This window comes from Gottfriedia sp. NPDC057991, from assembly GCF_042886615.1.
In the GTDB taxonomy this organism is placed as follows: Bacteria; Bacillota; Bacilli; order Bacillales; family Bacillaceae_G; genus Gottfriedia.
Genome location: NZ_JBHVQN010000002.1, coordinates 383818 through 397524 on the forward strand (window position 1 = coordinate 383818; position 13707 = coordinate 397524).

Here is a 13707-nt window from a genome sequence, read left to right on the forward strand (position 1 = left end):
TTGATTTTTTATGATTCTCCAATAATTTTAATGAAAATTGGTGATTTCCCCCAAATTCGATTTTAGAACAATTACAAAAATCTACAAATCTCATTAAGAAAAAGTTGGAACTGTGTAAAAAAAAGATAATTTTTCTACAAAAAATGTTTATTAACGACAATTTTTTATTAAAGGATGGATTGTAATTAAGTCTATTGTAATAAGGAGCTAACTCCAAATTTCCCCAATTTACTCCAAACGCTTATTTTTCAATAATAGTATTAAAATATGTGCTTGTAATGAAACAGTACAAAATTTAATGAGAGCAATAGCAGTTTTTCACCATTAAATTAACGTATCGTTATACATTGAACACTCGCATATGTAATAAGTACAGTGACATGGAGGATGAAAATGGGGAAAAAGTCTTACAATCGTAAAATTGTTAAAAGCTTATCTGTAGTTGCTCTATCATCTAGTTTTATTTTGGGATCTATTGGACATTTGGATCTTACAAAAGCTGCAGGCTATTCAAAGACTGAAGATATTCTTGCAAACTTAACTCCACAACAAAGAGATGCACTTAACCAGCTTTCAGTTAATGAAGAAATAGGTCTACAAATTCCGGCTGATATTGATCAAACGTCTACTGAACAAACATCAGTCATCGTACAATTTGCAAATCAGCCTACAAAAGTTGCTCAGCTTCAAGCAAGTCTTGAAGGGCAAACGTTAACGACAGATGAATCTACAAAATTAATTGATCAAGATCATCAAACGTTTAATCAAGATGTAGATCAACTATTAATTGATGACAATAATAAGAAGGTAGATTATAAGATTACTCGTTCATATAAAAATGCTTTTAATGGTGTTTCTATGAACCTACCAGCTAATCAAATAAAAAATCTATTAAAATCTAAGGCCGTTAAAACGGTTTGGAGCAATGAAACATTCTCAATTGAACCACCAACTGCAGATGATAATGACCAATTAAAAGCTGATGAAGCAAAAGTTGGAAACTACACGCCTTATGATGGTTTAGATCGCTTACATTCAGAAGGATTCACAGGTAAAGGCATTAAAGTAGGTATTTTGGATACGGGTATGGATTATAATCATCCAGATTTAAAGGATGCTTATAAAGGCGGATATGATTTCGTCGACAATGATAATAATCCAATGGAAACTACCTATGCTGATTGGAAGAAATCAGGACAACCAGAAACTAATGCTAGTAGTGGAACTACTTATTATACAGAACATGGTACACATGTTGCTGGTATTATCGGTGGACGTGGTAAAGCTGATAGTGAATACAAAATGCTTGGTGCAGCACCAGAAGCAGATCTTTACTCTTACCGTGTTTTAGGTCCATATGGAAGCGGAACAACTGATGCGATCATGGCTGGGATAGATCGAGCAGTGAAGGATGGTATGGATGTTCTTAATCTGTCATTAGGTAACTCGTTAAATGATCCACTTTATGCGACATCAATTGCTTTAAACAATGCTGTTTTAAGTGGAGTGACGGCAGTTGTTGCTGCGGGTAATTCCGGAGATCAAATGTATACATTAGGATCACCAGGTGCTGCTGCATTAGCGTTAACAGTTGGTGCTTCATCCATTTCACTTAATGCTTATCAATATGCAGGTGTGCAAAATGGTATAAATTACACGTTAAGACAGTTAGCAAGAAATTACTCGGATGATTTAACTCAATTAAAAGGAAAAACATTCACATTAGTAGATGTAGGTCTAGCAAGAACACCAGCTGATTTTACTGGCAAGAATCTAAATGGAAATATTGCATTCATTAAGCGTGGAACGAATGCATTAATTGATAAAATTAAAAATGCAAAAACAAGAGGCGCAGTCGGAGTCATTATGTATAACGATGAACTAAACCAAGCTGAAGGGCCAATTAATGCATTTTTAGGTGAATCAGTCGATGCAATTCCATCATTTACAGTATCAAACAGTGATGGAAAACAAATTTTAGCAGCGCTTCAATCAGGTAATGCAAAATTCTCGTTTGGGGACTATTCAATCATCCATTCAACTAGCGACGAATTAGCTGGATTCAGCTCAAGGGGTCCTTCTCGTGTAAACTATGATATTAAACCAGAAGTAACAGCACCTGGTGTTTCGATTATGTCTACTGTTCCGTTTTATGTAAACAATAAAACAGTAGATGGTTCAAAACCAGAAGATTATAAATATGCATATGAACGTTTATCTGGAACTTCAATGGCAACACCTTATGTTGCTGGGGTATCTGCATTGTTATTACAGTCGAACAAAGATTTGCAACCAGCAGATGTAAAATCAATCTTAATGAACACAGCTGATCCATTATCAAAAAATTACAGTGTGTTTGAAATTGGAAGCGGACGAGTTGATGCTTATGAAGCTATCCATTCAAATGTGGAACTAGAAGTTAATGATCAAACTCCGACAATAAATGAAAAAGGTAAATTAAAAACGATAAAAGAATTAACAGGTGGCATTAGCTTCGGTTCATTTGGATTTAATGACCAAGATATTACTGATGACCGTACTGTTACATTGAAAAATAGAAGTGAAAAAGCAAAAACATTTAATGTAAATGTTAAATTCCAAACGGGTTTAAGAGGATCATTAGATGCTGCTAAAAATAATGTAACATTAACTGGACCAACTTCAGTTAAATTAAATGGCATTAGCTCAAAGAATATTAAGTTTAATTTAACTATTCCTAAAACAGCAGAAAAAGGAACGTATGAAGGATATATCGTTTTTACAAATGCTACTGATCCGACTGAAACTTATCAAATTCCATTTGGTGGACGAGTAGTGAATGAAGGGATTGATACCCTAACAATATTGAATCCTATGTATTCAGGTGATACGACTGTACCAGATAAATCAATACCGGTAATGCAATTTAAATTTTCATTAAAATCACACATGAGAACGATCGATTTCGTAGTCCAAGATGCAGACACTGGTGAAGACGTAGGTTATCTTGCGTCATATGATACACGTACAGTAAATGAAAACATCGTATACGGAGCTCCAGATGGATTTAGAGGATTTTATTATCCATTCACTGGTGATTCAAAAAATCCAATAGCAAATTCAGTTGTTGTAGCTAAACCAGGACATTATAAATTAAGAATGATTGGTACAAATGATCAAGGTAAAACATTCTCTAAGTCAGCTGATTTTATTTATGAAAAAGGGCTGCCAACGATGACTTCAAGCTTTGATTCATTAGATCAAAAAGTTATTGAGTATAAAGACAGTCAATTTGATGCAAACGGACAATTTTTGTATGACTTTAATATCCATGTTAATGATCCAGAAGTAGCAGATGCAAATAAAGCAGGAATTCCAATTGATCAGTCTAGCAATCAAGTTCGTGTATATAACTATAATGGAAATCCATATCCTCCAGTAAACACAGATAAAAATGGAGACTACAAAGATCAAATACTAGTATTAAAGGGTAAGTATCCTTATAAAACATCTTTTTATGCAAACGATGCTGCAAGAAACTTCACGTCAAATGCAACTGCGTTTTTAAGGGTAATGATGGTTCCGGAAAATTATCCGTATTATTACTTAAAAGCAAATAAAAAAACAGCTTCGATGGGAGATACAATTAATTATTCATTTCGATCAAATAATATGAAAAATTTAAAAACGGCGAAGATTACAGTTCCGATCATTAAGCAAGATAATAAAGACTTAGCAACGATTAAAAATGTCGTTGTAAATGATGCTGTAAAGCAATATGGTGATGCACAAGTATCTGTAACATCGGTAGTAACTTCCCAATACGAGACAGATTACACAATTACGTTTAACTATTTAGGTAATACCCCTTTACCAGAAGATATGCAGTTGTTCAATTTCGACGTAGAAACAGCTAAACAATATTGGAGAGATTTCCCAGTTTTTTGGTATGGTATGGAATATACGGGATCAATGACTGATCAATCAGGTGTAGTAACAAATAAAGTATACAGTTATATGGAAGCATTTGATTTAAAACAAACTTATTCTCGATTAGAGGGTCAAATGAAATTAGAAGGTACGATTGATCCTGCAACTGGTTCGACAAATTTCAAATTAGATCAGCAAAATATTGGTGCTAAAGTAACCGTTACTTCATATGATGGAAAAGATGTTAAGGATGCTTTCTTTACAACTAAAAATGGAAATTATGTTGTAGAGCCATTGAAAGCTGATCCAAAACCTTATACACTAAAAGTAGATGTACCAGGTCATTTTACAATGTATCAGCAATTAGTGATGTTTGATGAAGTTCGAGGAGAACTACTAGGTAGAAGATTAGGATTTAACTTACTTCAAGCAAAAGCTGGAGACACAAATAAAGATAATGTTATCGATATTTTAGATGCATTAAATTTACAAACTTATTGGGGTACGAACCATTCAGGAGCGGATTTAAACTTCGATGGTGTAGTAGACAAAAAGGATATGGATTACGTTGTTAAAAACTTTGGTTTACAAAATAATTTTGTACCAAACCCGCCTAAAGCTAAGACTTCATATAAAGGTGTAACGCTTGACGACGTGTTAACTCAATTAGGTTTAAAATAAGAGAACAATTTTGAAAATGTTATAAAATGATTAGAAAATTATACAATTATTAAATACTATCATTCTTTTTTAACTTAAAGATTGATAGTATTTTTTTTGTATAAATTTGAATTTTTTAATTTTTAAAATTTTTCAATTAAAATCCTAGAATTCTTCAAAATTCCCCCAAATATAACCAATTTAAAATTTTTATGATTTAACTTTGTTTATATTTAAAAATTAAGGTTTTTTTAGTCCTATCTGCCTGAAAACCTCCTTTTTCCACCAAATAATCTTATTTTTTTACATTTTCTTATTCAAAATTAAATCAAAAAACGCTAAATTCCCCCAATACAAGACAAGTGAATCTTGGAGTAATATTTAATTATTCAATTGTTAAGAATAGTTTTTTATTCGTGAATTTTCTGTAAAATCATCTGGCAATTGATTGTGAATGGATTTATGTATCTAATGGGGGGGAAAACATGAAAAAGAGAAAATTGTCTAGAAAGAGTATGAAGCCAACTAAAAAGATGATCTCAGTCTTTGCGTTGAGTTCGATGTTTTTAAACGTTGCGATTCCTCAAAGTTTTGCAAGTGTAAATGCTGAGACTAAACCGAATCAGCAAGATTCAACTAGCAATACTTTTGATGCAAAAGAAGTAAATCGTATTCTTGACGGCCTTACTGCTGAACAAAAGGCAAATATTAATAAGCTTACTGGGGCAGATAACGCCCAAAAAATTCATGTGGACAAAAAGAATTTAACTGGTTCAAAAAAGATTAATGTAATTGTTCAATTTAAAGAAGACCCAGCAAAGATTCAAATCATAAAGCAATCTCTAGCTAAAGGAAGAGCAACTGCAAATAGTCAAACGTTTGCAAGCGAATACTCTGATGCACAAAAAAAGGTTACGGATTCTCATGCTAAATTTAAAAGCTTTGTGAATGGACAGCCTAAGACGCAAATAGTTGGCGGAAAATCTGTCAATACTTCTATGGGGATTACTCGTGAATACACAGATGCATTTAATGGTGTAGCATTATCGTTACCTGCAAATCAAGTAGAAAAACTTGCGGAAAATCCAGATGTTGCTTCTATTTGGTCTCAAGTAGAATACTCTGCTCCGGAAGATAGCGCTTCTCAAGCTGTAGCGACAAGTAGAGCTGCTGGGAAGCCAACAGGTGGGCTTTCTTATTTAGGGATTGATAAACTTCAAGCTGAAGGTAATACAGGTATCATTAAATCAGGTCCACGTGCAGGACAAAAGGTTAAGGTTGGTATATTAGATACTGGTATTGATTATCATCACCCAGATTTGAAGGGTGTTTATAAAGGCGGACATGACTTAGTTAATAATGAAGGATTAGATGCAAATGGAAACGTTAAATACGTAGATGACCATGATCCAATGGAAACAACCTATGATGATTGGTTAGCTGCGAAGGAGAGTCCTGATGTAATTTCTGGGCCACCTCCTGCAGATTATAAGCCATATATTACATCACACGGAACTCACGTTGCTGGGACGATCGCAGCAAACACAACGAATAATAATGATGTTTATTCGGCAAATGGGGTAGCTCCAGATGTAGACCTTTATAGCTACCGTGTACTAGGACCGGGTGGACATGGTACGTCAGATTCTGTATTAAATGGTATTGACCAAGCAGTAAAAGATCACATGGATGTGATTAATCTTTCTCTTGGTGCAAATATTAATGACCCATATTATCCAACTAGTATCGCCATTAATAATGCTACTTTAGCAGGTGTTGTGTGTGATGTTGCAGCAGGAAATGCTGGTCCTGGGCAAGCAACAGTTGGTTCACCAGGGACTTCAGCATTAGCAATTACTGTTGGCGCAAGTACGATCCCTGAACAAATTGCAACAATGACAATTAAGAATGGTTCAGTTTCTTATAAAACACGTTTATTCGGTAAAGACTTTTCACAATCAGACGATGCTTATAAAGGGCAAACACTACCAATCGTCGATGTTGGTTTAGGAAGTGTAGCAGATTATAGTGGAATTGATGTGAAAGGTAAACTTGTTCTAGTTAAGCGTGGAGTGGACTACTTACAGACAAAAATGGCAAATGCTAAAAATGCTGGAGCAGCGGGTATGATTATCTGGGATAATACGGATGATCCAGATAGCCAAGGCTATATACCTAACTTCTTAGGTGTCAGCATGGATAATGTTTATTCAGTTTCATTGACACAATCACAAGGACAAGCTCTGTCTGATGCGATTAAAAAAGATCCGAAATCAGCTAACATTACGTTCCCTTCTACACTCGATACACCGATTAGTAAGAGTGGAGATGAATTGGCAAGTTTTAGCTCAACAGGTCCAGTTAAAGATTGGACAATTAAGCCTGACGTTGTAGCTCCTGGTGTTGATATTTCTTCAACAGCTCCATACGATATTTGGGAGCCACAAAATGATAAAACTCATGATTATAAACTTGCGTATCAGATTATGTCTGGTACTTCGATGGCGACACCACATGTTGCTGGTATCTCGGCATTAGTTTTAGCGGCGCATCCAGATTATACACCTGCAGATGTTAAAACTGCATTAATGAATACAGCAAAGAGTATTGACACAGATTCAAAGACTTATAGCGTATATCAAGTAGGTGCTGGACGTGTTGATCCAGCTCGTGCAATCGCTGCTGATGTTAAAATCCAAGTTTTAGATAAAACAGTTACTTTAGATGATCCTTCAGATGGATCAACAGCTCATGAAGTAGATAACTTGACTGGAAGCATGTTCTTTGGTTTTAAAGGAAGAGGAGAAGGTGCAACGAACGGTTCTGATGATGTGGTTTCTTCAAAAGATTTTAATGTTTCCAATCTAGGAACTGGCAGTAAAACATTTAATGTAAGTAGTGCATTTATTACATCAAAATTTGCTGGATCGAATAAAGTAGGTCCTGGCACAGGAAATGACGTGAAAATCGATTTTTCTGTAGATGGGAAAAACGTGAATTCTATTAATGTGGGCGGAGGAAGTACTGTTAAAGCAACGGCAAAAATTACAGTTCCGTCAAATTCATTAGATGGCACTTACGAAGGTTATATTAACCTTGTAAACTCAAAGGACTCATCAGAAACTTATCGTGTTCCGTTTACGATTACAGTTGCGGAAAAAGGAATTAATAAATTCCAAGTAGCGATAAAAGCGGCGTCAGAAGGAAATCTTTCAGCTTATTATTTATCCGTAAATAACGAAATGGAAAACTTATATGTTGCCATAAAAGACAAGGATGGAAAATATATCGGTATAGCTAACACGTTATCAAACGGTAGTAATTTGATCCCAGGTGTTCAATATGGCCCACTTATCACTCTTTTTAGTGGATTCTATCTTCCATTTACAAAGGCATACGATGGAACGTATGACAGCTCTGGCATCTCAAACAAAGTAGAAGTGCTAAAAGAAGGTGCTTACTCACTGGAGATGATCGCAACTGGTAAAGATGGAAAACGTTACACAGCGGAAGATACGGTTTATGTTGACGGTACACCACCAACTATGACGATGGATCAAGACTCTAAGGGTGGAATTTATGAAATTGATCCGACAGGATACCTACCAGGACAAGAAATCAAAGGATTCCGTGGTACAGTTTATGACTCAAACGTAGACGTGATGAAAAACAATGGAGAAACGTCAGTGCCAAGCCCTAAGGATGGCGTAACGCCAGTTCCTGTTGATCAAGCATTGAACAGAGTTACAGGTTATCAAGACAGTCAGTTCCCAACAGTTTACTTTGATACAGATGCGAAAGGTCGCTTCCATTTTGGGGTGTCAGCTGAGGATGTAGCAAATAAAATGGGTAGTGAATTTTATATTGAACCTTCTGATTATTCAGGTGAAAGTGATGGAGATGTATACGGACAGACCTATTTTTTCATTAAAAAGGGAAATCCGTATGTCACATTAACTTCATCTAATGGAGTAGATGCAGGACCAGGTAACAAAGATAAAGTAGTTGTTGATAACAATAAACCATTCAAAATGACAATGACAACTAAGTACGGAGTAGGAATGACTGGCGGTAAATTTTTGCTGAATACTAATAATGTCTATGAATTCAGTAATATTCGCCTTACGGATGAGTATAAAAATTACTTAGTTAGTAAAGGGATTGATCCGACTAAAGTTCTTACGGTAGGTCAACCGTATAAACATCCAGTTTATGGAATTGGCTTAACAACAGATGTAACGATTTCAAATATAGGTCCAGCGGGTGCACTTGATCATGATATGCCGATTATAGAAGCAGATGTGACCTATAAAAGTCCTGATCCAATAACAGGGCAATTTGGATATCAATTACTACAAGCAAATTTAACTTTGTCAGGTGAAGATACAAGAGTCCCATGGTTTCCTACGAATGTACCTTATGTAAGACAGAATATCTCTGTACTTAGAGGGCAAATAGCAGCAGAATCTTTCCAAAGAAATACTGTAAATAACCAATATCCTCAATTCACGGTTGATTCTGGTGCGAAGGTAACTGCAACTGATGATAAAGGGAATAAATTTACAACGGACCAACCAACATCATTTAATAATACAATGGCATATACGTTTATCAACCCATATTATGCTCTGACAATGGGTGTTAGTGACAAGCCGTATTCTGTCGAAGCAAGTGTACCTGGACACTTTAAAGGATATGAAAAAACACCTGTAATTGGTGAAAACAAATTCGGTTATCAATCAGGTACTGTAAAGGATATTCGAGGTTTATTCCCAATCCTTTTAGGTGGAGATGTTAACGGTGACAACGTAATCGACATGAAAGATTTGATGAAGGAAATAGATGTTTATTATCAATATAAAAACCTAAATAATTTTAATAATCCATTAAATAATGTAGCAAACAAAACGGCATTCTTAAACACAAACCGTGATGAAGATATTTATTGGATTAAGCCAACGGGATTTGGTTATGGAATTGATTATAATGACTTCTATTTCATCTTTAAAAACTTTGGTAAGCAAAATCAAAGTGCAATTGATGCTGGATTAACTGTTCCAACTGCACAATTAACAGTAGATAAAGATACAACTTTTACAACAGACTATGCAGGCTCAATCACGTTAAATGCAGGTGATACGGTACAGCAAATCATGCAAAAGCTTAATTTTACAGCTCCAGCACAAACAATTTCATCAACACCAAAGTTACAAGACTTGCAAAATGGGGCATCAATCTCTCTTTCTCCTACAAGCGCGGTGTTTGTTGATGATGTAGTATGGAGAAAATCAATTACAAAAATTATGCTAGGTTCAACTGATGTAACGAATTTAGTAACGATTAACCCAGCATATATTTATTATGACGCAAATGGTGCAGCACAAACAATGCCTTCAAAAATTACGTTCCCGGGCTCTTTATTCCCGACGGCAACGAATTACACAATTACAGTGAAGGCGACAGGATACCAAGATGTTACTAAATCTCTTACAGTATCAGCAGTACCAATTCCGACGCCTGCAATTCCAATTATCACAGACCCAACGAATGTGCATATTGGAAAGGACTTAACATTAAACTTCTCAGAAGATGCGAAATGGCGTAATGGAATCAATAAGGTGATTGTAACAACTGCCTATGGTAAGAGCATGGATATTAGTAATTTAATTAATCCAGATACGAATCAAAAATATTATGATATTAGTAAACCAGGTCAAATTACGTTCAATGCGAAAACATTTATGACAGATTCGACTCTTGATCCGAACAAACCTGATACCTACGGTGCAGCTACTGTCAACCCTGGTGGAAAAAGCTATCTGCCAGAACTATACAAATTTACAATCGGCTCAGTAGGTGCAGATGGAACTGTTTATCCAGATGTCATTGGAGGTTATGACCCTGTTTACACAGGTCAACAGCCAGTTGGATATACGATTAATTTTAACAGCCAAGGTGGATCAGCGATAAAGCCGATGGCAGTGGGATACAGAGCGAATGCAAGTAGATCAAATGGTCCAGATAGTAATTTAATTTCACCTAGAGATCCTGCACCAACGAAACCAGGTTATAAATTCCTAGGTTGGTATAATGAGCCAGAAGGAATAACGTCGTGGGACTCATCAGCTGCTTTAACCCAGGACAAAACAGTTTATGCAAAATGGCAAATGAATACAACTCAAAATTATTCACCAGTTGATAAAGCGAACCCGGATGGAGTAAAATTTGACGGAAGTAACGGCGCTGTAAGTGGAAAAGGATGGGTGCTTGGTGAAGGCGATTTAAAAATCAACATCCCAGATTATTTAACGAATGTTTCTTGGTTAACAAGTAAAGACAAAATTGCAAAAATTGATGCGAAATTCTATCAAGTGAAAAGTGATGGTTCAACAGTAGCAGCTGATCCGTATACATTAGACCCAAGCACTTATAGCTTGTCGTCTAACGGAAGTAACGGAGTTCTATCCTTCACAACAGCTACACATGATCAAGCTGTAAAAGCAGGTCAAACCAAGTTAGGAGAAAAGTTCGCATTCAGTGAAATGTCACCGACAGGATATGATTTAACGATCACATCGACAACAGGCGAAATTTTCACAATTCCAGGTATTCAACTTGGGTATAGACGTCATATTGATTTAAACGGCGGTACGTTAAAGAATGCAAATGATACATTCTTCGCTGATTCATTAGTCACTACAAAAATTAATGCGCCTAATTTGAGTAGTGGTGCAACACATGTAACAAATGGAACTTTAACAATTAGTCCAGACCTATATTTAGATGCAGCTAACTCAAGTGATAAGAAGTCAGATATTTCAACAACAGTCGGTAAAGTACTAACAGATAATACTACTTTCTATCTATGCTGGATAAAAGTACCACCAACGGTAAATAAAGATGTTGCTGGAAACACTGTAGGAAGTGATATCACATTAACATTTACTGATGACGGCACATGGAAAAACAATATTAAGGCTGTACAAATCGGCGCTAAAACATTAGAACTAAATAAAGATTACACAATCTCAAATAATAATATTACGCTTAAAGGCAATCTGTTCGCAGTTGGACAAAAGTTCAATGTAACGATTGTATCAGAAGGTTATAAGGATGTAATAGTAACTGATCAAGTCGTTGGTTATACGGTAACTTTTGCATCAAATGGTGGAGATCCAGTTCCAGCTCAAATCGTAGATAGAAATGCGACAAAACCAGTTGATCCAACAAAAGTTGGCTACAAATTCTATGGTTGGTATACAGATCAAAATCTAACAATGCCATATGATTTTGATACGATTATAACAAAACCAATCACACTTTATGCGAAATATGCGTTAGCTGGTTCTGTTGTAACAGCAGATACAACGGATAATGTATTAGGGAACGATATCGTATTAGAGTTCAGTGATAGTGAATGGGCAACTGCGATTACAAGCATTAAACTTAACAGTAGTGCGGTAGATGGATCAAAATACAGTGTGGACAAAGTTAATCGTACGATTACCCTAGATAAGAGCTTGTTCACAAGAACGAGAGATTATACGATTACGATTAATGCTACTGACTATGCGGATGTGACAGTAGTTCAAAAAGTAGGAAATGGATATAATGTGCATTTCGTCCTTACAGGTGATGCACCAACTGAAGTAAAAGATGGAACAAAAGATCAAATTGTAGCACGCAGAATAACAGCACCAACTGTTCATGGTTATGAGTTGACTTGGTATGCTGATGCAGATCGTACAATCCCTTGGGATTTCACAAATTCAATTTACTCTGCAAAAACACTTTACGGAACATGGAAACCAGCAAAATACACTGTCATCTATGACACGCAAGATGCTGGACTTGTTGTTTCAGTAAAAGCTGAATACAATTCATTACTTGATGAAACAAAACAACCAACAAGAACAGGCTACACATTTGTTGGCTGGTATAAAGATGCTGAAGGTAAAACACCTTGGAACTTTGCAACAGACAAAGTATCTGGTGACACGGTTCTATATGCTAAGTGGAATGTTAACACTTATACGGTTCACTTTAATAGTAATGGTGGCAGTCAAGTAGCTGACAAAGCTGCAAATTATAACACTGGTATCACTGCACCGACAACAACTAGAACGGGTTACACATTCGTTGGATGGTACGAGGATGCTGCAGGTAATGTAGCTTGGAACTTTGCAAAAGATAAAGTGACAAACGACACTACGTTATTTGCGAAGTGGAAAATCAATTCTTATAAACTAAGTTATGTAAGCAACGGTGGTTCTACAGTTCCTGCTCAAACTGCGAATTACAATAGCGTCGTTAATTTACCAAAACCAACAAAAACAGGCTACACATTTGCTGGATGGTATAAAGATGCTACATTAAAAACGCCAGTAGGAAACTCTGTAACATTAACTAGCAACATCACACTTTATGCAAAATGGAACATTAACACGTATACAGTTAAATTTAACAGTAACGGAGGAAGTTCAGTTACTTCTAAAACAGCAATTTACAATGCAACAATTAGCCAACCGAAATCACCGACAAGAAAAGGCTATGCATTCATTGGATGGTACAAAGATGCTGCAGGTAATGTAGCTTGGAACTTTGCGAAGGATCGCGTTACAGCAAACACAACAATTTACGCGAAATGGGTAGCAATTCCTGCAAAACCATCAAATGCGAAATTAACGAAAGCTGGAAAAGATTCTGTTAAACTAACTTGGTCAAAAGTATCAGGTACAACAGGATATGAAATTGTTAAATCAACTTCAAAAACAGGATCATATTCTCACCTAACTAGCGTGACAACAACTAATTACACGAACAAAGGATTAAGTAAAGGTAAAACTTACTATTACAAAATCCGTTCTTACAAAATGGTTGGATCACAAAAAATCTATGGTGAATGGACAAGTATCATGTCTATTAAGCTATAAAATATGAAATAACAAGCAGTACAACTTACTCTTAAGTAACAGAGTCAAAAAGGGTGTTTTTGAAATTAAGAAGATTGATTTAACACCCTTTTTGAAAGTAAATGATTAGATCATCTTTTTTTAAATTAAAAACTTTCCCTTAAAAATAGTTAAAGACAAGGATATGATTTAATCTATTCTTGTCTTATTTTTTAATTTTAATAAA

At 35.6% G+C, this 13707-nt stretch carries 2 protein-coding genes; both read left to right on the forward strand.

Annotation, left to right across the window (positions count from 1 at the left end; genetic code table 11):
• Positions 1 to 393 precede the first annotated feature (393 nt).
• Entirely contained in the window at positions 394 to 4590 is a 4197-nt protein-coding gene (locus ACFVR2_RS09365) for a S8 family serine peptidase (RefSeq protein WP_387361051.1), read from the forward strand.
• Between the two features lie 464 nt (positions 4591 to 5054).
• Positions 5055 to 13502 (forward strand): InlB B-repeat-containing protein, encoded by an 8448-nt coding sequence (locus ACFVR2_RS09370; protein ID WP_387361053.1) that lies wholly within the window; start codon positions 5055 to 5057, stop codon positions 13500 to 13502.
• Positions 13503 to 13707: the final 205 nt, after the last annotated feature.

Bases quoted from the DNA above. Each gene is read 5' to 3' on its own strand.
- ACFVR2_RS09370 (WP_387361053.1), top strand. From the start codon at position 5,055: ATGAAAAAGAGAAAATTGTCTAGAAAGAGTATGAAGCCAACTAAAAAG.
- ACFVR2_RS09365 (WP_387361051.1), top strand. From the start codon at position 394: ATGGGGAAAAAGTCTTACAATCGTAAAATTGTTAAAAGCTTATCTGTA.